Source organism: Microbacterium sp. NPDC056057 (assembly GCF_042266945.1).
Taxonomy (GTDB): Bacteria; Actinomycetota; Actinomycetes; order Actinomycetales; family Microbacteriaceae; genus Microbacterium; species Microbacterium trichothecenolyticum_C.
In genome coordinates this window covers 634,807-655,116 of record NZ_JBHJWS010000001.1, presented here as the reverse complement: position 1 = coordinate 655,116, position 20,310 = coordinate 634,807, and the positions used below count along the sequence as shown (strand labels likewise).

The following is a 20,310-nucleotide window of genomic DNA, read 5'->3' as shown; positions in this document are numbered from 1 at the left end:
TCAGCCGCCGCTGCGCGCGTCACGCTCGGCGAGCGCCGCCAGCCGTGCGTTGTACTCCTCGAGCTCCGCGTCTCCGGTGCGGTCCGCGTGGCGGTCGCGGCGCTTGGTCTCGCGGTCGTCGCTGCGGCTCCACTGGATCGCCACCGTGATCGCGAGGATGAGCGTGGGGATCTCGCCGATCGACCAGGCGATGCCGCCGCCGGTGTACTGGTCCTCGAGCGGCGTCGCACCCCATGTGCGGCCCATCGAACCGAACCACTCGGCGATCATGAGGCCCTCCTGCATCATGATCGCGATGCCGAAGAACGCGTGCATCGCCATCACGCCGATCAGCAGGAGCAGGCGCCCCGGGTACGGCAGGCGGTAGGGCACCGGATCGATGCCGATGAGGCTCATCACGAACAGGTACCCCGTGACGAGGAAGTGCGCGATCATCCACTCGTGGCCGAGGTGGTCGTACAGCGACCAGCGGAACAGGTCGGTGTAGTAGAAGACCCAGAGCGACCCGATGAAGAGACCCGCGGCGACGAACGGGTTCGTGAGGATGCGCGCCACCGGCGAGTGCACGACCCAGAGCAGCCACTCGCGGCCGCCGCGGGTGCCGTCGTCGCGCTTGTGGATCGCGCGCGCCGCCAGCGTGATGGGAGCGCCCGGCACGAGCAGCAGCGGGATCGCCATGGTCAGGAGCATGTGCCCGACCATGTGCATGCTGAACAGGTAGTCCTGGTAGACGTTGATGACCCCGCCGGTGACCCACACCAGCAGCAGCCAGCCGACCACCCACATGATCGTGCGATACACCGGCCAGGCGTCGCCGCGTCGGCGCAGACGCCACACGCCCACGAGGTAGAAGAAGATCGCGAACCCGGCGATGACCGCCCACAGGAGGTCGACGTTCCACGCCGTGAGCCAGCGGTCGAGCGTCAGCTCGGGTGGGAGAGGGGCCCCGGTGAGGCGCTCCGCGGGCGTGGGTGTCTTCGGGATCAGCGGCACGACCGGCGGGGGCGTGCGCGCGAGGGCCGCCGCCGCACCGCTCGCGACGCCCATGAGCACGAGCTCGAAGGCGATGAGGGTCCAGAAGGCGCGGGTGGCGCCATCCTGGGTCCGCATCTTGCCGATGAGGCGGGTGCGGTACCAGGCGCCGAAGAGGCCGAGCGCGATGAGCGCCAGCACCTTCACGCCGAGGATCAGGCCGTACGGCGAGATGAGCGCGGACCAGTCGCGCAGACCGATCGCGGCCCGCACCGTGCCCGACACGGCCACCACGACGAACGCGGCGAGCGCGATGCTCGAGTAGCGGGCGACGGTCGCGACACTGTCGTCGCGGGACTGCAGCGGCCGCACGATCACGATGAGGAGCAACCCGCCCAGCCACACCGCCGCGGCGATGATGTGCAGGATCAGCGCGGTCATCGCCTCGTGGTGGAACGCCTCCTCGCCGGAGTGGCCCTGGGTGCCCATCGGGACGAGGGATGCCGTGGCCAGCAGCGCCACGAAGAAGGTCGCCGTCCAGGACCGCACGGCGAAGGTCAGCACCGTGAGAGCTGCGCCCGCGATCGTGGTGATGAGCCAGGTGCGGCCGACCTCGGTCTCGACGATGAAGCGGCCGAGCTGCGCCCCGAACTCCGGACCGATGCTCAGGACCGGATTGAACGCGTCGACGAACGTGAGGAACCCGGTGGCGGCCGCGGCCATCGTGAACACGGCGGCCGAGATCGACGCGGTGTCGAGTGCGACGTCGAACTCGCGATCCCCGGCCCGCAGCGTGAACAGCGCGGTCACGAGCACGCCGACCATGCCGGCGGCCGAGAGGTTGACGAAGAGCTTCGCGGTCGGAAGCCCCCACCGCACGAACGGCCCGGGGTCGGCGATCGCGAGCGGCGCGGTGCCTCCGCCGAACGCCAGCGCCCACACCATCACCGCGAGCGCGGCCACGACGAGGATGACGGGCCCGACGGCCCGCAGGGCGCGGGGGTTCACCCTGCAAGCCTACGTTTACAAAGCGAGAGGGGATGCCGCAGGTCGCGGCATCCCCTCCCCAGAGGTCTGCGTCGGAATTACTTGACGGCGGCCTTCAGCTTCGAGCCCGCGGTGACCTTGACGCGCTTGCCCGCGGGGATCTTGATCTCCTCGCCGGTCTGCGGGTTGCGGCCCGTGCGAGCCGAGGTGGCGACCTGCTCGAACGCGATCCAGCCCGGGATCGAGACCTTGCTGCCGGCGGCGACCGCGTCGGAGACGGTGGAGAAGAGGGAGTCAAGCACGCCAGAGACGGCGGACTGGCTCTGGCCGGTCGCGCTCGCGATGCTCGCGACGAGCTCGGTCTTGGTGATGGTCTTGTCGGCCATTTGGTATGTCCTCCAAAGACGACGAGTGCCGTCTTGTCATTGCTCGGACCGGACGGCTTCGCCCCCCGGCTGGTCCTATCGACCGGTCCCGAATGTACCTGACATGGCCGACAGAACCGCGTATTTCTGCGGATTTTTGGCGATGAGGGCCGCGTGTCGTGTGAAAAGAGTGACAAATGTGGCTCGTGAGCCTCGATTACGCCGACAGCGTTCAGCCCTGGTGCGCGGCGATCAGTTCGCGGGCGGTGCGGGCGAACGCCGGGCCGACCCGGTCCTGGCCGTCGAGATAGCCGCCGACGAGCGCCGCATCGCGCAGCAGGACGAGGGATGCGGCGACCCCCTCGGGATCGCGCAGCCCCGCTCCCTCGGCCAGCTGCCGGAGGGTTCCGCGGAACCACTCGCGATGGTCTGCGATGAGATCGCGCACCGGCCCCTGGTCGGGGTACTCGGCCGCGGCGTTGATGAAGGGGCAGCCTCGCGTGTGCCGGTCGCGGATGTCCTGCTCGATGCCCGCGACCACGAGATCGAGGAGCACGTCGGGGTCGTTCGACGCCTGCGCCGCCTGCGCGAACAGCACCCGCAGGCCCTGGTCCTCCCCCTCGAGGTAGGCGAGCACGAGGCCCTCCTTGCCCGCGAACTGCTTGTACATCGTGGCCCGCGTGACGCCGGCCTCCTCGATGATGCGATCGACCCCCACCGAGTGGATGCCCTCGTTGTAGAAGAGCTGCGTCGCGGCTTCCAGCAGCCGTCGACGCGCCGGTGACGGGTGGCTCGCCGCGGCAGGCGCGGCAGGTGTGGTGCTCATGGATCCCCCTCAGGTCCTTCCATCGTGCCATTTCAGAATTCTTGGGAATAGTCTTGCGTAGATAGAACGTTCGGTCTACCATCGGACACATCAGCCGGAGACACACCAGGATCCGGAACCTGAGAAACATCCGAAACCACCGCACGACACCACCGAGGAGCACGACATGAACACCACGACCAAGACCCCGATCGTCCTCATCCACGGCCTCTGGATGACCCCCAAGAGCTGGGACACCTGGGCCGAGCGCTTCCGCGCCGCCGGCCACCAGGTCATCGTCCCGGGCTGGCCCGGCATCGACGACCGCACGGTCGAAGACATCCGCAGCAACCCCGAGGCGCTCAAGGGCATCGGCCTGAAGCAGATCGCCGACAACTACGAGCGCATCATCCGCGAGCTCCCCGAGAAGCCGATCATCATCGGCCACTCGTTCGGGGGAGTCCTCACCCAGATGCTCGCCGACCGCGGCCTCGGCGTCGCGTACGTGGGCGTCGCACCCGGACAGACCGCGGGGGTCACCACGCTGCCGCTGTCTACCCTCTGGACCGGCACCCCGATCCTGTCGAACCCGTTCGGCCGCAACGGCGCCAAGCCGCTCTCGAAGCGCCACTTCCACTTCACGTTCGGCAACGACCTGCCGCGCAGCGAGTCCGACAAGCTGTGGGAGGAGTACGCGGTCAACTCGTACAACCGGGTCTTCTTCGAGGGCGTCTCGTCGGTGCTCAACGAGAAGGGCGGCGTCACCCATGTCGACTACGGCCGCACCGACCGCGCGCCGCTGCTCATCATCACCGGCGAGATCGATCACGTCGTGCCGCCGGCGATCGGCAAGGCCGTCGTGAAGAAGTACACCCAGACCGGCAGCCCCGCGATCGTCGAGTACAAGGAGTACGCGGGCCGCACCCACCGCCTGGTGAGCCAGGACGGCTGGGAGGAGATCGCCGACTATGCCCTCGCGTGGGCCACGAGCCACCAGGTGCGCGAGACGGCTGCGGCTCCCGAGACGGAGGCGGCACAGTAGACGGATGCTGCGCCCCGGCGCCGCCCCGACAGCACCCGGTCGTCGAGCTCCCAGTCCATCTGGTGGTTCGGCGGTCGGGTGGTGTCCCGGCCGGTGTCCGCGGTGGGACGCAGCGGCCCGGGGTTCGCAAGAGCCCCGGGCCTTTCCCGTGCCTCAGGCGTGCAGCCGCCGCAGCGCGGTGACGACGTCATCGTGCCAGCGGCGAGCGGCGGGCAGCACGCCGGTGAAGATCGCGGTGTCGTGGGTCACGCCCTGGTACCGCACGACGCTGGCGTCGACGCCCGCCGCGCGCAGCGCCGCGCCATAGGCGTCGCCGTCACCGCGGAGCGGGTCGTACTCGGCTGTGAGGATCACCGCCGGCGGCAGGCCCTCGTGCGACGCGGCCCGCAGCGGCGACGCGTAGGGCTCGCGGGCCCTCCCCTTCGACGGCAGGTAGGTGCGGGCGACCGAGCGCAGCTCGCGGGCGACGATGAACCGGGGGATGCCGAGCGCCCGCGTCGCGCGCAGGTCGAGGTGCGCGCCGGTGAGGTCGACGACGGGCACCTCGAGCACCTGCAGCCTCACGGGGTAGGCGCCTCGGTCGCGGTTGGCGAGGGTCAGCGCCGTCGCGAGGTTCGCGCCGGCCGAGACGCCGGCCACGCCGATGCGGTCGGGATCGATGCCGAGCTCGAACGCGTGCGCGAACAGCCACTCGAGTGCCGCGTACGCCTGCTCCACCTGGACCGGGTAGCGGTGCTCGGGCGCCAGCGCGTAGTCGACCGCGGCGATCGCGACACCCGCGTCTGCCGCGCGGCGACGGTACGCGGCATCCGTCGTGGGATAGTCGATGCCCCCGATGCGGAATGCCCCGCCGTAGAACGCGAGCACCGCGGGAACCCGGGCGTCGCCGTCGGGGTGGTAGATCCGAACCCGGACGGGCGGTCGGTGCGGCACGGCGACCTCGTGCTCGGTGATGCGCACGTCCGGGCCGGGCGTGCCGACGGTGCGCAGTTCGGTGCGGTCCCAGGCCAGGGCCGCGCGGCGATGACGCTCACGCGGCGACAGCGGCTTCTTCTGCTTCTTCGCCTTCGCCGCGTCCGCGCCCTTCTCGGGTGCGGGCACGCTCGTGCGGCCGAACGACCACAGCGCCCAGAGCCGCTTGCGCATCGACCCGAGCGCCTGGTCGAACAGATACCTGCGGTGCACCCGCAGGCGCTCGGCGAAGAAGGGGTCCAGCGGCATCCGATCCTCCTCCGCGGTCCGACGTGCCGAGTCTACGGACGCCGGCTCGCCCGAGCGCGGCCGTTTCCTGCGACTGCTGCGTCGCGCGACGCAGCAGTCGCAGGAAGGTGCAGCGCTCGCGGGAGGGTGCGGGACCCGCGAAGGATGCCGCGCCACGCGAAAGCGCGGAAGGCCCGGAGCTGCGAGGAACTCCGGGCCTCGTGGGACCCCGCTACTCGCCGGACTCCTGCGCGAGCTTGGCGTCGAGGGCCGCGCCGACGTCGGCCGGCGTGGCCTGACCCTGCGCCATCAGCTGGATCTGCGCGACCAGCTCGGTGTACAGCGCGTCCTGATACTTGGGCCACGAGATCATCGGCAGGTAGAACTTGCCGTCGAGCAGGGCCTGGAACGGCACCTCGAGCGACTCGTCGATCGTCGGAGTGTAGTTCGACGTGGTCGTCATGTCGTTGGTCTGCTCCTGGAAGATGCGCACACCCTCCTCGCTGGCCAGGAACTCCAGGAACTTCTTCGCGGCCTCCGGCTCCTTGGCGGCGGTGTTGATGGCATAGCCGGGCGACGCGGCGCCGGTGAAGAAGGGCTCGCCGCCCTCCTGAGGCACGCCGGCGAACGTGAAGTCGATGTCGGGGTTGGCTTCGCGGATCGTGCCGACGTCCCACGGGCCGGTCGTGATCATCGCGACGCGCCCGCCGACGAACTCGTCACGCACCTGGTCGCCGGTGAGGCCGACCATGTCGGGGCTCAGCACGCCGTCGGCGATCAGCTCGTCCCACGGGGTGAGGGGGTCGGTCCAGAGGTCCTCGAAGGTCGACTCGCCCGCGAAGATCTGCGCGTCGACGTCGCCGCCCTGCTCGAAGTTCGCCAGGCCCACAGCCGAGCCGAGCGATGTCGGGAAGCCCTGCCACGACTCGAGGAACGGCACGACGCCCGCGCTCTTGAGGGTGGTGAGCATCTCGACGAAGGAGTCCCAGTCCGTCGGGAACTCGTCGTAGCCGTGCTCGGCGAGCAGGTCCTCGTTGTAGAGGATGCCCGACGCCCACGACGAAATCGACAGTCCGTACGCCTCGCCGCCCGGACCCGCGTAAGTCGCCGTGTTGAACTCCGATGCGACGTCCATGAACGGCTCGTCGCTGAGGTCCTCGACGAACCCGCCCTCGATGAGGTTCGTCTTGTTCTCGGCCGCGATCAGGAACACGTCGGCGGCGGTATTGGAGCCGAGGCGGTTCTGCAGGGTGGAGATGTACTCCGCGACAGGCGGCGCCGAGGAGAACTCGATGCGGATGTCGGGGTTCTCCTCCTCGAAGGCTTCGATCACGGGCGTCATGGTCTCCTCGTTCGACCAGGAGAAGAACGTGAGGGTCGTCCGGTCGTCGGCCGGTGCGCCCGAGCAGCCCGCCAGTGCCACGGCGGTGGCGAGGGCGGCGGCGCCGGCGGCGAGCCGGATCGACGTGCGGGCGGAGGGCAAGGTGTGCGTCATTGCTGCGCCTTTCGGTTGTTGGATCGTTACAGGTTGCGGAAGCTTCCGCGCGTACCGCCGTGCGAGCGGTGCATCTCAGCCCTTGACGCTTCCCGCGATGAGGCCGCGCACGATGTGGCGCTGCATCGCGATGAAGAAGATCACCATCGGGATCAGGACGATCACGCTGAGCGTCAGGAACATCGGCCAGTCGGTCGTGAACTCGCCGACGGCCTTGTAGGTCTGCAGGACGAGGGTCTGCTTCTCGGTCGAGCTGATGAAGACGACCGGCAGCAGGAAGTCGTTCCAGACCCACATCGTCTGGAAGACGCCGACCGTCACCAGAATCGGCCGGATGAGCGGAAGGGCGATCCGCCAGTAGATCTGCCAGGGGCCGGCGCCGTCGATGCGCGCGGCCTCGATCACCTCGCCGGGGAGAGTCCGCATGTAGCCGACGATGAGGAAGTAGCAGAACACCGCCCCGGCGGAGTAGAGGATGATGAGCCCCTCGAGGGTGTCGACGAGCCGCACGTCGCTCAGCAGCCGATACAGCGGGATCAGAGTCACCTGGCCGGGTACGAGGAACGCGACCACCAGCAGCACGACCATCAGCCGCGACGTCCGCATGATGACCGAGAACGCGGCCATGGACCCGATCAGCAGCATGAGCAGGATCGAGGCGACCGTCACGTAGAGCGTGTTGAGGAACGCCTGCGCGACGGGGACCTCGGTGAACACGCGGATGTAGTTGTCGAGGTTGAACGTGGTCGGCAGAGCCAGCGGAGACGCCGTGGTCTCGGCCTGCGTCTTGAGCGTGTTGATGACCAGGTAGTAGAACGGCAGCCCCACCAGCACGGCGAGCGGGATCATGACGAGGCTCGTGACGATCGCGCCCGGGCGCGACAGCACGCGTTCACGACGGCGCACCTTGAGGGCGGGGACGGATGCTGCGGGCACGGCGGCTTCGCGGACGCTCATGAGAACCTCCCCTCGAGGCGGCGGGAGAGGAAGAGCTGCAGGGCGACGATCGCTCCCACCGCGATCATGAAGATCACCGCGAGCGCGGACGCCTGACCGTACTTCGCCTGCGAGACGCCGTTCTGGATGATCGTCTGGGTGATCGTGAAGGTCGAGAAGCCGGGGCCGCCCTTGGTCAGCGTGATCGGCAGGTCGTAGACCTTGAGCCCGCCCGTCATCAGCAGCAGCCAGCTCACCGTCATCGCCGGCAGCAGCAGCGGAAGCGTGATGTAGAAGAAGCGCTGGAGTCCCGACGCGCCGTCGATGCGAGCGACCTCGTAGTAGTCGCCGGGGATGGATTGCAGGTAGGCGAGGTAGAGGATGGCGTGCCAGCCGGTGGAGGTCCACACCGCGACGGCGATCACGCTGATCTGCGCCAGCGTGCTGTTCGACAGCCACGGGATCGGCCCGATGCCGGCGATCGACATGAGCAGCGAGTTGAGCGCTCCCGATCCCAGCGGGTTGAGGATGAAGCCCCACACCAGCCCGAGGATCGCGACCGACGGGATGGCGGGGAAGAAGAAGATGGCGCGCACCGCGTTGCGGCCGAAGAACGCCCGATCGAGGACGACGGCGAGCGGGATGGCAAGCGCCGTGATGATGATCGTCGTGGCGAGCGTGAACAGGATCGTGAAGCTCAGGCCTGCCAGCATCGAGGGATCGGTGAAGACGTTCGCGTAGTTGCGGAACCCGACGAACTGCGCGTCCGACGAGTACCCGTTGAAGTCCGTGAAGCTCCACCACAGCGACTGCGCCAGCGGGATCGCGAACAGCACGATGAACACGATGATCATCGGCACGAGGAACAGGCTGATCCGCAGCCGATCGGCGCGGTAGACGGGGCCGTGGCTGCCGACCGGCTGGCGCAGCCATCGCGACATGCGCTTGCCCGCCGTCACGAGGACCCGTGTGTCGGTCTGCGGCCTCTCTTCGATGAGTGTCACGTGATCTCCTTCGACCAGCGGAAGTGGACTGAATGCTACCTGTATCGTTACAACCGGTCTAGAGCCGGTACCGAACCCTCATGACGGGCTCATCCGGTCGACTCGCGCGCGACCACGCGGAACCCGGTCACATGCTCTTTGGGCTGCCAGTCCGGCGCGTCCGCCAGACGGGCGAGCAGGAGGTCGACGGCGAGCCGGGCGACCTCGTCGTGATCGGGGTCGATGGTGGTGAGGCTCGGCACGCTGTACCGGGCCTCGAGGATGTCGTCGAAGCCCACCACCTTCACGTCGCCGGGGACCGAGACCCCGCGATCGGCGAGCCCGCGGATGACGCCCAGCGCGACGGTGTCGGTGATGCACACCACGCCGTCGACGTCGCCGCCGCTGTCGACCAGCTCGTGCGCGGCGAGGCGTCCGGACTCGGACGACAGCTCGCGCAGCTCGACGACCAGCGCCGGATCCGGCTCGATGCCCCGCTCCTCGAGTGCCCGACGGTATCCCGCGTGTCGCAGCGACGTGACGCTGAGGCGGCTCACGTCGTCGCCCTCGACCATCGCGATGCGCCGGCACCCCCGGTCGATCAGGTGCATCGTCGCGGCGTACGTGCCGTCCTCGTTGGGCAGGGCGATGTGGTCCACCGGCGAGTCGAAGACGCTCTCGCCCAGGATCACCATCGGCACGTCCGTCGTGAGCAGGTCGCGGTCGGCGGTGCCGAGACCGACGGCCGACAGAATGAGCCCGTCGTACATGCGGGTGCGCGACGAGACGATGGCCGACAGCTCGTTCTCACGGTCGGCGCCGGTCTGCTCGATCACGACGCGGTATCCCGCGTCCTGCGCCTTCGCGATGACGCGCGCCGCGAGCTGGGCGAAGTACGGCCGGTCGACCTCCGGCACGGCGAACCCGATCGTGTTGGTGCGCCCCGCGCGCAGGTTGCGCGCCGCGACGTTCACGCGATAGCCGAGGTCGTCGATCGCCTTGAGCACGCGCTCACGCGTCTCGGCCCGCACGTGCGGGTGCTTGTTGAGCACGTTCGACACGGTCATCGGCGAGACGCCGGCGGCCTTGGCGACGTCGTGCAGGGTGGCCATTGCTGAACTCTATCCGTGGGCCGTCGGCCCGGCCGTCAGGCCAGCTCCAGCGACACCGTCGCGAACGAGTGCGCCGGCAGCGTGACCCGCAGCGTGCCGCCGTCGAGCTCGGTGTCGAGCGCGACCGGCGCCACCGCCTCGGGCGCGTCGGCCGTGTTGTGGGCGGCGGCCGAGTCGCCGGTGAGCACACGGGCCGTTGCGGACGACACCGCGCGGCCGCGCAGATCGACGTCGATGGTGAGGGATGCCTCGGCGTCGAGGTTGCTCAGCGACAGCAGCGCCGTCGAGCCCGTCGTGCTGGCCGACGCCGACACCACCTGCAGCGATCGCCCGTCCGCCTCGCGGGCCTCGGGGGCGTCGAGCACGTGGACGGCGAGCGACGTCGCGTCGTGGTGGCCGCGGTTCATCTCGAACACGTGGTACGTCGGCGTGAGCACGAGGGCGCCGGTCTCGGCATCCGTCAGCAGCATCGCCTGCAAGACGTTCACCGTCTGCGCGATGTTGGCCATCACCAGGCGGTCGGCGTTGCGGTGGAACGCGTCGAAGTGGACGGCCGCCACGAGCGCGTCGCGCACGGTGTTCTGCTGGTACAGGAACCCGGGGTTGGTGCCCTCCTCGACGTCCCACCACGTGCCCCACTCGTCGAGCACGAGCCCGACCTTGCGGCCGGGGTCGTACGCGTCCATGATCCGGGCGTGCGCGCTGATGACGCGCTCGATGTCCTGCGCCTTCGAGATCGTCGCGTAGTAGTCCTCGGGGGAGAACGATGTGGCGCTGCCCTTGTGCTCCCACGTGCCGGCGAGCGTGTAGTAGTGGAACGAGATCGCCTGGAAGATGTTCTTCGGGTCGCGCTGGCAGCCGAGGCAGTTGAGCGCCTCCATGAGCGCCGTCGTCCAGGTCACGTCGTCATCGGACGCGCCGGCGGCGATGCGGTACAGCTTGTTGTCGCCGTGGTCGCGGCAGAAGGTGGCGTAGCGACGCGCCTCGGACGCGAACTGGGGCGCGGTGAAGTTGCCGCCGCAGCCCCAGGCCTCGTTGCCGATGCCCCAGAACGGCACCTTCCACGGCTCGTCGCGCCCGTTCTCGCGGCGCAGGCTCGCCATCGGGCTGTCGCCGTCGCGGGTGAGGTACTCGACCCAGTCGCTCATCTCCTGCACGCTGCCGCTGCCGACGTTGCCGCTGACGTAGGCGTCGGCGTCGAGCATCTCGCACAGGTCCATGAACTCGTGCGTGCCGAAGTGGTTGTTCTCGACCACATCGCCCCAGTGAGTGTTGGCCATGCGCGGCCGCGACTCCTTCGGCCCGATCCCGTCGCGCCAGTGGTACTCGTCGGCGAAGCAGCCGCCCGGCCAGCGCAGGTTCGGGATGCCGATGCCCTTCAGCGCCTCGACGACGTCGAGTCGGATGCCGCGCTCGTGGGGGATCGACGAGTCCTCGCCGACGTAGAAGCCGCCGTAGATGCAGCGCCCCAGGTGCTCGGCGAAGTGGCCGTAGAGGTGGCGGCTGATGACCGGACCGGGGACGTCCAGGTCGACGACGGCGCGGGCGCGGAGGTCGGGCACGGGTTTCTCCTTCGAAACATCGGGGTGAAGCGATTTGTAACGATACACATCCGGGCGATCGATGTCGAGAAGAAATGCAGAAGGCCCGGAGTTCCGAGGAACTCCGGGCCTTCTGTGAAGCGGGTGCTTACCAGCTCGACTTGGTCACGCCGGGCAGCTCGCCACGGTGCGCCATGTCACGGAAGCGGACACGCGAGATGCCGAACTTCGTGAGGACACCGCGGGGGCGGCCGTCGATGACGTCGCGCGAGCGCAGGCGGACCGGCGACGCGTTGCGGGGCAGCTTCTGCAGGCCCACGCGAGCGGCTTCGCGCTCCTCGTCGGTCGACGTCGGCGAAACGAGCGCCTTCTTCAGCTCAAGGCGCTTGGCGGCGTAGCGGTCGACGACCTCCTGGCGCTGCTTGTTGCGCGCGATCTTGCTCTTCTTAGCCATGGATCAACGCTCCTCTCGGAAATCGACGTGCTTGCGGATGACCGGGTCGTACTTCTTGAGCACGATGCGGTCGGGGTTGTTGCGGCGGTTCTTGCGCGTGACGTAGGTGTAACCCGTGCCCGCGGTCGAACGCAGCTTGATGATCGGACGGACGTCCTGTGCCTTCTTGGCCATTAGAGCTTCACACCCTTCGCCTGGAGGTCACGCACGACCGCCTCGATGCCGCGAGCGTCGATGACCTTGATGCCCTTGGCCGAAACGTTCAGCTTGATGTTGCGACCCAGCGACGGAACGAAGTAGGTCTTCTTCTGCACGTTCGGGTCGAAGCGGCGCTTCGTCCGGCGGTGCGAGTGCGAGATGTTGTGACCGAAGCCGGGAACTGCTCCAGTCACCTGGCACACTGCTGCCATAGTGATGTCTCCTTAGTACCGTGAGGCCGGACGGCCTCACCCAAGATCCCTTGTCTGCACCCCGCGCCGGATCCGGCCGGTGAAGGCCCGCGAACTGGTGTGGGATACGTACTGCGTGCTGGAGGCGCGCAGACAAAGAGTCAGTCTAGCACGGAGGGATGCTGCGCCCCGCCGACTCCCACCGGCGCCGGGCAAAGCGCATCCCGGCGGTCAGGCGGTGAGCGTGTAGCGAGACTTGCCGGCGAGGCGTGGAGTGCACTGGGCGTCGATCCACGGCGGGGGTATGAGCCACACCTTCGCATCGATGCCGGGACCGTCGACGCGGATCTCCCACCCGTCGGCATGGAGCCGATGATGACACCCGGTGCACAGCAGGACGCCGTTCTCGAGGTCGGTGCGCCCGCCGTCGCGATCCCACCACTCGAGGTGGTGCCCGTGGCACCACGCCGGTGGCGCTCCGCAGCCGGCGCATCCGCCGTCGCGTTCGCCGAGCGCGAGCTTCTGCACGGGGGTGAAGAGGCGCTTCGCGCGCCCCCAGTCGAGGATCTCGCTGTCACCGCCGAGCACGCACGGGATGATCTGCGCATCTGCCGCCAGGCGGCGCACCGCGGACGCCGGGATCGACTGGGCGATGCCATCGATCGTCGCGGCGCCCGTGCCCGCCTCGAGATCTGCGAGGTCCATCCGCACGACGACAGTCGCGGTCACCCCAGTGGGCACCCGGTCGCACCCGATCGCGTGGCGGCAGAGGTCCGCCAGCGCATCCGCTTGAATCTGCCGAACCGATCGCGGGTCACGGTCGACCTCGTCGGTGTGTTCGTTTCGGCGCAGTGCGTCGCCGACGAGCGCGTCGAGCGCCGCTTTGACAGGCGCTCCCGTCTCAGGGTCGAGCTTGGCGGAGATCACCAGCATCCCGTCGCGCTCGTGCATCTGGAACGTCCGCTCGGACACAAGCTGCTCGTGTCGCGGTTCGATGCCGTCGGGATCGAGGTGCGCCTCAGCGCGGGCCAGCAGCTTGCCGAGTTCGTCGGGGCGCAACCCCGGAGCCAGCCCCACGAGCTGCCGCTCTGCTTCGTCGAGCCGGGCCGCATCGACGCGCACGGCCAGCCGGTCGAGCAGGCTGATGATCGCGGCCGCCGCCGTCATGCCGATCCCGCCGCCCGCCACCGCCTCGGCGACATGCGGGTGCTTCGCGGGCAGCGCCTCACCGGTGAGCGACACCCGAGGCGCGGTCGCCTCACCGACCTGCACGATGCGCACCGCCTCACCGACGCTCGTGCCGGTGGTCGTCGAGATCAGCACCGCCGGCGATGCGAAACCCTGCTTCTTCGCGAGCGAATCCTTGCCGAGCTCTCGGCGCGACTGCCGCGAGATCTCGGCCGCTACGGGGGCGAACGCGGCATCGACATGACGCTTCAGCGCACCGAACGCTTGGTTCACCGCCACGAGCTCCGCCGGCGTCAGAGCGCCGGCAGGACGGTCGCCGCCCGCGGTCGCCAGCGCGTGTAGCGCCTCTGCGATGCCGTCGAGCGGGGTTGCTTCCATGGCTCGATATTAGAACATATCTACGACATTGAGACCGCCCCTGGAACCGGCTGAGAGTTGGGGCCCTTCGGCGCCGGCACCCGCTCTCCGTGCGCCTTCTTGGCGCTGCCCTGTCCCCGCGATACCCCTCCTCAGCGCTGCATTCCGCCACGGGAATGCATCCTCGGGGTTGCTCCAAGACAGCAGGCCCCGGCGGCGCGCCGCGTTGTGCGCCCCTACAAAATCCCACACCGAACCGCATTCCGGGTGGACCATGTCGTCAATCCCGGGAGAGGGGATGGACATGCGCGCAACGCACGACGACGGACCCCTGTGGCCTGCGTCTCCCTTCGATCTCGCCGACGCGCACCGATGCCCGTCGTGCTTCACCGCCGTCACCGCGCGGGTATGCCCCGCGTGCGGCTTCGCGTTGACCGACCCGGGCGCCCCGCGCGTGCTCGAGCTCGGCCGCCAGATGCTCACGCTGGAGCTGTCGCGTCAGCAGCTGATGGACGAGATCCGCCTCGCGCACGCGACGGCTCTGGTGGCGAAAGCCGTCCCCACGCCCCCTCCAGGCGCCGCTGACGCGTCGCCCGGAGCCTCCGGGCGCGTGGGCCCAGCTGCGCCCGCAACGCTCGCGGCTCCGCCGGAGCTCGTCGCGGCCGAGGCCGTCGTCGACGCAGGCGTCGCCGTGCACCTGGCGCCCGCCGCCGAGGCGATGCTCGGCGCCCCGGCACCGCCGACCGGCGCCATCACCGTCGTGGCCGAGCCCGCGGCGGAGGGCGCGTCCCTCACAGCGCCCGACGCGATCGAGCTCGTGACCGTGCCGGAGTCCACCCCCGCGGCAGCCGCGGCGACGCGACCCGAGATCGTCGTGCCCCCGAAGCCGCCCGCACCCGCCGCCTCTGGCCCGCAAGGACCCGGGCCGTCCGCACCGGTCGCGGTGGCGGCATCCGCTCCCCGCCGCCGGCTGACCGTGCCGGTCCTGCTGCTCATCGTCGGCGTGTCGCTGGTCGGCATCGCCGCCGTGTTCTTCCTGCTGCTGGCGTGGTTCCTGTGGGGCATCGCGGTGCGCGCGCTCATCATCGGCGGCATCACGCTCGCGACGATCGCGCTGGCCTCGTGGCTGCGCCGCCGCGATCTGGGGGCGACGGCCGAAGGCATCGGCGCGCTGGGTGTGGGACTGCTCGCGCTGGACGCGTGGGCCGTGCGGGCGAACGACCTGTTCGGCACCGGGTCGACCGACGCCGCACTGTACGCGGGGGTGTCCGCTCTCGTCGTCGCGGTGATCTGCCGCCTGTGGGCGCGCGTCTCGCGCCTGCGCGGACCCGACCTCGCCGCCTCGCTCGCCTTTCCCGCGGGCCTCGGACTCCTCGCGGGCGGACTGACGTCGCTGCCGCCCGCGGAAGCCCTCACCGCGGGCCTGCTCGGAGCCGCCGCCGGCGGGCTGGTGCACGCGCTTCCTTCGCCCTGGTCGTCGGCGCGGCGCGGCGAGGACCACGCTGCCGAGCGCCTGGTGCTCGCGCTCAGCGGGGTGGGTGCCCTGGTCGGTGCGGGTCTCACCGCGGCGTTCTTGACCGCGGACGCGCTGCCGGTCGTGATCTGGTCGAGCATCGGACTCGTTGTGCTCGGCGCCGCGCACGCGTGGCTCGCCCATCGGCCGGTCGACGGTGCTCGCCTGCCCGCCGCCGCCGTGGTCTCGGGCGTCGCCTCGGTGGTCGCAGCAGCGGCCGCGGGTCTCGCGGGGTGGCAGCTCGCAGTGCGCAGCGACCTCCCGGTGTACGGCGTGCTGGTCGCCCCGGTGCTCGCCGTGCTCGTCGCCGTCGCGATCGACGTCGTGCGCAGCCGACGCGGCACACCCGCGTGGGTGCCCGCGGCGATCGCATCCGCGGTCGTCGCCGGGCTGTCGATCGTCGCGATCACCGTCACGTGGGCGATGCAGGCGGTCCTCACGATCGGCGCCGCGTGGACGGTGTGGCGGACGGATGCCTTGACCCTGCCGGCGGGAGCCCCCGAGGCCCCGCTGCTCGCGGTGATCTCCGCCGTGGTCATCGGCGGCCTGCTGCTCGCAACCCCCACGCTCCGCGGACCGGTGGCGCGCCCGTTCGTGCCGGTCGTGGCGACCGTCCTCCTGCTGGTCGCGGGCGCGCGGACGGCCGTCCCGGCCGCGCTGGTCGGGATCGCGGTCGTACTGGTCGTCGCCGCGGTCGCCGTCGTCGCGGCGCTGCGGATCCGCGAGCGCCGCCGCCGCGTCGGCGACGTCGCCGACGGCGCGGTCGATCCCGACGCCGGGCTCCTGGCCCGCGGCCTTCCGATCGGCTACCTGGTCGCCGGCGGGATCGCCGCCGCGACCGCGTACGTCGGCGGCGTGGCCACGCCGTGGCTGTGGCTCGTCGGGATCGGTGTCTCGATGGCGTACCCGATCGCCCTGCGGCTCGTGCTGCGGCCGACCGACATCTCTGCGGTCGTGGCGGTCGTCGCCCCGGTCGCCGTCGCCGCGCTGTCGACGGTGTTCGCGCCGAGCGCCCTCGCCGCGGTGACGGGCCTGACGGGCGAGCCGGGCCCGGTGATCGCGACGCTGCTGCAGTGGGTGGCCCTCGCGACCCTCGTCGCCGCGATCGTGCTGCCTGTGGAACGCGCAAGCCGCATCGCGCTGGCCGTCGCCGCCGAGGTGCTCGTGGCGTTCAGCCTCATCGGCGCGTTCATCGCCGTGACGACGCCGGATGCCGAGCCCTCGGCGAACCCGCTGCTGACGGCGATCGGCGAGCCGGGCCTCGGTATCGCGCGGGGCGCCCTGCTCCTCGCCGGTCTCACGAGTGTCGCCTTCGGCGTCACCCGCATCGCCGGGGTGCCGACGATCCTCGCCGCGGCACTGGCGGCCCCGGTCGCGGCCGCGACGACCTACGACGTGCTCGGCACGTTCGGTCTGCGCGACACGGACGGGGCGCCGCTCGCCCTCATCGCCGCGGCGGTCGTCGCCCCGCTCGTCTCGGCAGCCACCGCGTTCCCGCGTCGCACCGCGGACGCGGCGCCATCCGTGCCGGTCTCGCAGTGGCCGGCCGACATCGCCCCTGCACCACCGCGACCGCGCCCGACGGATCGCGTGCTCCGCAGGCTCGCCGCCGATCTGGGCGCTGCCCTCACGGTGCTCGTCGTGGTGTGGCCGGTGGCTCCTCTGCTCGTCTGGGCCGCACTCGCGATCGTCGCCGTCGGCTTCACCGCGGCATCCGTTTCTCGCGGGTGGGCGGGGACGATCGCGGCGGATCCTGCCGACGATCGCTTCGCGATGACGCGCAACGGGATGCCGCTCCTCGACGCCCCGCGCCGCCTGCTGGCGTGGCCGGCGGTCGTCGCCGCGATCGCGGCGTGGTGGACATGGCTCGACGCCGGAACACCCGAGACGTATTTCACGGTGGAGTCGTACGTGGTGCCCTCCGCCGTGGTGCTCGTCGCCTTCGCGGCGCTGCTGGTGCGGCTGCGCCGCCGCGTCGAGGCGAGCATCGCCCTCGCCGCCGGTCTCGCGCTCGGGCTGTGGGCGCCCGCCGTCGAGGGGTGGACCGGGGAGCCGCTGCGGGGCGTTGTCATCGCCCTCGTCGCCGTGGCGGTGTGCTTGGCAATGTCGTTCACACCGGTGCGCAGCATCCGTCCCGCCGCTCCTCTCGGGGCCGCCGTCGCCGTGATCGCGATCGGACTGGTCGCCGTCGAGCGCGCGTTCGAAGGGCCGGACTGGCAGGTGCTCTGGCTCGTGCTGCTGGTCGCCGTCGCGTACGCGTCGGGCTGGGGCGCGACCCTCGCCCGGCCGAGCCGTCCGGCGTCCGGGCTCTACGCACTCATCGTGCCCCCGGCCGCCCTCATCGCGGCGATCGTCGCGATCATGCCGCTCGCCGACGAGCCCCGCATCGTGGCCGGGACGATCATCATGCTCGCCGCACTGCACCTCGCCGCCGCGGGACTGAACCGCCTTCCGCTGACCGGCACGACCCGCTGGATCTCGCTCGCGGGAGCCTTCGCCGTCGGCGTCGCGGGCTCGTTCCTGGGTGCGGCGACCGAGGTCGAGGCGGTGGCCCTTCCCGTCGCCGCGATGTGTCTCGTCGGGGCCGTGCTCGGCATGCTCCGGCGTCGACGGGCCGGCGAGGTCTGGCCCGGAGCGGAGGGCCCCGCGTGGATCGTGGGTCTGGTGCTCGCCACCGCGCCGAGCCTCCTGGTCGCGGCCGAGCCCGTGCGCGTGTGGGCGTACCTCGCACTCACCCTCGCTGCGGCGGCCGGAGTGGCAGCGCTGCGCGAGCCCGCGCGCGAGCTCGTCGCCGCGGCGGCCGCACCGGCGGCGGCGCAGGTCACCGCGCCGCCCGCGCCCGCGAAGGGCGCGGTACCGCCGATCCCACTCGGCCCGTTTGCGACGAGCGCCCCGTCCGCGCAGCTCTCCGCCTACGCTCCGCCCGCGGGATCGCCCGTCCCGCCCGTCGCGCCGCCGGCGTACGGGCCACCGGCCGACGCGGCCGACACACCGGCCGCCCCGCGGACGCCGCGGTTCGTGGACATCTGGTCGCTGCGCACCCCGACGGCGATGCTGCTCGGGTTCGCCGCCGTCCTGATGGGGCTGCGCGGGCTCGTCCCGCCGGCCGTCGAGGGCGACGCCGCCGCCGCGATCGTCGCAGGCCTCGGTGTCGTCGCGGTGGCAGTCCTGCTGACGGCACGCGGAGCGACGCATGCCGCCCCCCGCGGCGCGGCCGCCCTGGCCGGCGCCGGGACCGCCCTGCTCGTCGCGATGTCGCTCACACGTCCCGACGCCGACCTCGTGCTCACGACCGTGACTGCCGTCATCGGCGGCGTCCTCGGCGTCGCGGGCGCCTCGGTGCTGGGGCTCCGGCGCTGGGCGCCGCTCGGCGGCGTGCTGGCCGTGGGCGGACTCGTGGTCGCAGTGGTCGCGTGCGGCGTGCGGTTCCTCGAGATCGCACCCGCCGGCGGCCTCGAGCCCGACCTCTGGGCCGTGGCAGGGGCGGGGATCGCGGGCGCGATCGCGCTGGCCGCGCTCCGCGCGACGCCGTCGCGCGCGGTCGGCCTCACCGCCGGCGCGGGCTTCGCGGTCGCATCGGTGCTGTTCGCCCTCGCCGAGCTGCAGCTGCTGCTCGTGCAGCAGACGGGCGACGAGCTCCGCACCGCCGCGGTGATGTCGGCGCTGACGGCGGCCACCGTCGTCGGCACGGCCGCGCGCGCCCGGCTCGGACTGGCCCTCGTGATCGCGGCCGCGATCGCGGGCGCGGGCTTCGGCATCCTGGCGCTCACGGTCGGGGACGTGCGTCCCATCGAACTCGTCACGGTGCCACCGGCGCTCGGCGGCATCGCGTACGGGGTGCGCACGCTGCGGCGCGAACCGGCGTCGCGCACGTGGCCGGCCCTCGGCCCCTGGCTGGCGCTGCTGACCGTGCCGTCGCTGCTGACCGACTTCGCGGGGTCCCCGTCCGGCGTGGACGTCGAAGCGGGGTGGCTGGGCCAGCCCGAGCTCTGGCGCGTCGTCTCGCTCGGCGTGGTCGCGATCGCGATGGTGGTGGTCGGCGCGATCTATCGGCTGCAGGCCCCTCTCCTCCTCGGCTCGGCGGTGCTGGTCGTGCACGGGGTCGCCCAGCTGTGGCCGTGGATCTCCACCACGTACGTCGCCGTGCCGTGGTGGCTGTGGCTCGGCCTGGGCGGCGCGCTGCTCATCTTCATGGCCGCCCGCTACGAGAAGAACATGAAGGCGCTGCGCACGACCGTCGTCGCGGTCACGTCGCTTCGCTGACCTCGCGCGCGCCGCGCCCCCAGCGGAACGGCGACACGGTCGGCTCGCCGGGGACCCAGTATCGCCACGGGAACACCGCGGTGCCGGCCACGCCCGCGACGCCGACACGCGGCCCCGACGCCACCTCGGCGAGCGGGTCGGCGAGCAGCTCGAGCCGTGCCACCGCGTCGTGCAGCGGCGCACCGGTGATCGCGTCGATGCCGTCGTGCAGCGGATGCCGCAGCCCCACCGCGCCGCCGAACCGGCCCGGTCCGCGCGCCAGGTCGCGCGGGGTGCGGGCCGCCGGTCGGCGGCGGGTCGCAGCATCCGTCCCCTCGATCACCTGACCTGCCCGCAGCAGCACACCGCCGGCGACCCCCTCGGGACCGCACACGACGTTCACGCACGAGTGGATGCCGTGACTGAGGTACACGTACAGATGCCCGGGTTCGCCCCACATCGTCGCGTTGCGCGCGGTCTGCCCCATGCGCGCGTGCGAGCCCGGATCGGGCACCGGCCCGGTCCCGCGACCGTGGTACGCCTCGACCTCGGTGAGCCGCACCGCCACCGTCTCACCCTCGACCACGGTCGTGAGGCGGGCGCCGAGCAGGCGCGGCGCGACGTCGGCGGGAAGACCCTGCAGGTCCGCGCGGGTCGCCGCACGCCACAGGTCCCGCGCCATGGGCCGAGTCTACGTCCGCGCGTCGTGGCCGCGCTGGGGCCGGCGAA

16 protein-coding genes are annotated in these 20,310 nt (G+C 71.1%); 2 read left to right on the top strand and 14 right to left on the bottom strand.

The features are described from left to right. From ACFC1K_RS02750 to ACFC1K_RS02740, 3 genes are all read right to left on the bottom strand, one after another. A complete protein-coding gene (locus ACFC1K_RS02750; protein ID WP_375870332.1) occupies positions 1-1,980 on the bottom strand; it encodes a cytochrome c oxidase assembly protein in 1,980 nt (659 codons plus the stop codon). Positions 1,981-2,057: 77 nt separating this feature from the next. Next, a complete protein-coding gene (locus ACFC1K_RS02745; RefSeq protein WP_045301792.1) occupies positions 2,058-2,345 on the bottom strand; it encodes an HU family DNA-binding protein in 288 nt (95 codons plus the stop codon). Positions 2,346-2,556: 211 nt separating this feature from the next. Beyond that, complete coding sequence (locus ACFC1K_RS02740) at positions 2,557-3,150, bottom strand: TetR/AcrR family transcriptional regulator (RefSeq protein ID WP_375870331.1); 594 nt, start codon at positions 3,148-3,150, stop codon at positions 2,557-2,559. Positions 3,151-3,316: 166 nt separating this feature from the next. Between ACFC1K_RS02740 and ACFC1K_RS02735 the strand changes: the two genes are divergently transcribed. Then, complete coding sequence (locus tag ACFC1K_RS02735) at positions 3,317-4,171, top strand: alpha/beta hydrolase (protein ID WP_375870330.1); 855 nt, start codon at positions 3,317-3,319, stop codon at positions 4,169-4,171. A 153-nt stretch (positions 4,172-4,324) separates the two neighbouring features. Here ACFC1K_RS02735 and ACFC1K_RS02730 read toward each other — a convergent pair whose 3' ends face one another. The 10 genes from ACFC1K_RS02730 to ACFC1K_RS02685 all read right to left on the bottom strand — a co-directional run bounded on the left by ACFC1K_RS02730 (position 4,325) and on the right by ACFC1K_RS02685 (position 13,847). Next, complete coding sequence (locus tag ACFC1K_RS02730; RefSeq protein ID WP_375870329.1) at positions 4,325-5,392, bottom strand: alpha/beta hydrolase; 1,068 nt, start codon at positions 5,390-5,392, stop codon at positions 4,325-4,327. A gap of 211 nt (positions 5,393-5,603) precedes the next feature. Then, positions 5,604-6,866 (bottom strand): extracellular solute-binding protein, encoded by a 1,263-nt coding sequence (locus ACFC1K_RS02725; RefSeq protein WP_310286702.1) that lies wholly within the window; start codon positions 6,864-6,866, stop codon positions 5,604-5,606. 75 nt (positions 6,867-6,941) lie between these two features. Next, the gene (locus ACFC1K_RS02720; protein WP_375870328.1) at positions 6,942-7,823 is read right to left on the bottom strand and encodes a carbohydrate ABC transporter permease; all 882 of its coding nucleotides are present in this window, start codon (positions 7,821-7,823) and stop codon (positions 6,942-6,944) included. Beyond that, the gene (locus ACFC1K_RS02715; RefSeq protein ID WP_375870327.1) at positions 7,820-8,806 is read right to left on the bottom strand and encodes a carbohydrate ABC transporter permease; all 987 of its coding nucleotides are present in this window, start codon (positions 8,804-8,806) and stop codon (positions 7,820-7,822) included. Before ACFC1K_RS02715 ends, ACFC1K_RS02720 begins: the two co-directional genes overlap by 4 nt. Positions 8,807-8,895: 89 nt before the next feature. After that, positions 8,896-9,897 carry a LacI family DNA-binding transcriptional regulator gene (locus tag ACFC1K_RS02710; RefSeq protein ID WP_375870326.1) on the bottom strand — a complete coding sequence of 334 codons (1,002 nt, stop codon included), beginning with the start codon at positions 9,895-9,897 and terminating at the stop codon, positions 8,896-8,898. Positions 9,898-9,932: 35 nt separating this feature from the next. Then, the gene (locus ACFC1K_RS02705; RefSeq protein WP_375870325.1) at positions 9,933-11,459 is read right to left on the bottom strand and encodes an alpha-N-arabinofuranosidase; all 1,527 of its coding nucleotides are present in this window, start codon (positions 11,457-11,459) and stop codon (positions 9,933-9,935) included. 127 nt (positions 11,460-11,586) lie between these two features. Then, complete coding sequence (gene rpsN / locus ACFC1K_RS02700) at positions 11,587-11,892, bottom strand: 30S ribosomal protein S14 (RefSeq protein WP_018173549.1); 306 nt, start codon at positions 11,890-11,892, stop codon at positions 11,587-11,589. A 3-nt stretch (positions 11,893-11,895) separates the two neighbouring features. Next, the gene (gene rpmG / locus ACFC1K_RS02695; protein ID WP_018173550.1) at positions 11,896-12,066 is read right to left on the bottom strand and encodes a 50S ribosomal protein L33; all 171 of its coding nucleotides are present in this window, start codon (positions 12,064-12,066) and stop codon (positions 11,896-11,898) included. Beyond that, complete coding sequence (rpmB, locus tag ACFC1K_RS02690) at positions 12,066-12,302, bottom strand: 50S ribosomal protein L28 (RefSeq protein WP_013584774.1); 237 nt, start codon at positions 12,300-12,302, stop codon at positions 12,066-12,068. The genes rpmG and rpmB overlap by 1 nt, the downstream gene beginning before the upstream one ends. 210 nt (positions 12,303-12,512) lie before the next feature. Beyond that, the gene (locus tag ACFC1K_RS02685; RefSeq protein ID WP_375870324.1) at positions 12,513-13,847 is read right to left on the bottom strand and encodes a DUF222 domain-containing protein; all 1,335 of its coding nucleotides are present in this window, start codon (positions 13,845-13,847) and stop codon (positions 12,513-12,515) included. A gap of 283 nt (positions 13,848-14,130) precedes the next feature. Between ACFC1K_RS02685 and ACFC1K_RS02680 the strand changes: the two genes are divergently transcribed. Further along, positions 14,131-19,602, top strand: coding sequence for an SCO7613 C-terminal domain-containing membrane protein (locus ACFC1K_RS02680; protein ID WP_375870323.1), 5,472 nt, complete (start codon positions 14,131-14,133; stop codon positions 19,600-19,602). Here the strand turns inward: ACFC1K_RS02680 and ACFC1K_RS02675 are convergent. Continuing rightward, positions 19,586-20,263, bottom strand: coding sequence for a DNA-3-methyladenine glycosylase (locus ACFC1K_RS02675; protein ID WP_375870322.1), 678 nt, complete (start codon positions 20,261-20,263; stop codon positions 19,586-19,588). The genes ACFC1K_RS02680 and ACFC1K_RS02675 overlap by 17 nt on opposite strands. Between the last annotated feature and the right edge of the window lie 47 nt (positions 20,264-20,310).

What these genes read in the sequence shown, in the direction of transcription:
- ACFC1K_RS02745 (WP_045301792.1), bottom strand. Translation starts at nt 2,345, where the DNA reads ATGGCCGACAAGACCATCACCAAGACCGAGCTCGTCGCGAGCATCGCG.
- ACFC1K_RS02740 (WP_375870331.1), bottom strand. Translation starts at nt 3,150, where the DNA reads ATGAGCACCACACCTGCCGCGCCTGCCGCGGCGAGCCACCCGTCACCG.
- ACFC1K_RS02735 (WP_375870330.1), top strand. Translation starts at nt 3,317, where the DNA reads ATGAACACCACGACCAAGACCCCGATCGTCCTCATCCACGGCCTCTGG.
- ACFC1K_RS02730 (WP_375870329.1), bottom strand. Translation starts at nt 5,392, where the DNA reads ATGCCGCTGGACCCCTTCTTCGCCGAGCGCCTGCGGGTGCACCGCAGG.
- ACFC1K_RS02725 (WP_310286702.1), bottom strand. Translation starts at nt 6,866, where the DNA reads ATGACGCACACCTTGCCCTCCGCCCGCACGTCGATCCGGCTCGCCGCC.
- ACFC1K_RS02720 (WP_375870328.1), bottom strand. Translation starts at nt 7,823, where the DNA reads ATGAGCGTCCGCGAAGCCGCCGTGCCCGCAGCATCCGTCCCCGCCCTC.
- ACFC1K_RS02710 (WP_375870326.1), bottom strand. Translation starts at nt 9,897, where the DNA reads ATGGCCACCCTGCACGACGTCGCCAAGGCCGCCGGCGTCTCGCCGATG.
- rpsN (WP_018173549.1), bottom strand. Translation starts at nt 11,892, where the DNA reads ATGGCTAAGAAGAGCAAGATCGCGCGCAACAAGCAGCGCCAGGAGGTC.
- rpmG (WP_018173550.1), bottom strand. Translation starts at nt 12,066, where the DNA reads ATGGCCAAGAAGGCACAGGACGTCCGTCCGATCATCAAGCTGCGTTCG.
- rpmB (WP_013584774.1), bottom strand. Translation starts at nt 12,302, where the DNA reads ATGGCAGCAGTGTGCCAGGTGACTGGAGCAGTTCCCGGCTTCGGTCAC.
- ACFC1K_RS02685 (WP_375870324.1), bottom strand. Translation starts at nt 13,847, where the DNA reads ATGGAAGCAACCCCGCTCGACGGCATCGCAGAGGCGCTACACGCGCTG.
- ACFC1K_RS02680 (WP_375870323.1), top strand. Translation starts at nt 14,131, where the DNA reads ATGCGCGCAACGCACGACGACGGACCCCTGTGGCCTGCGTCTCCCTTC.
- ACFC1K_RS02675 (WP_375870322.1), bottom strand. Translation starts at nt 20,263, where the DNA reads ATGGCGCGGGACCTGTGGCGTGCGGCGACCCGCGCGGACCTGCAGGGT.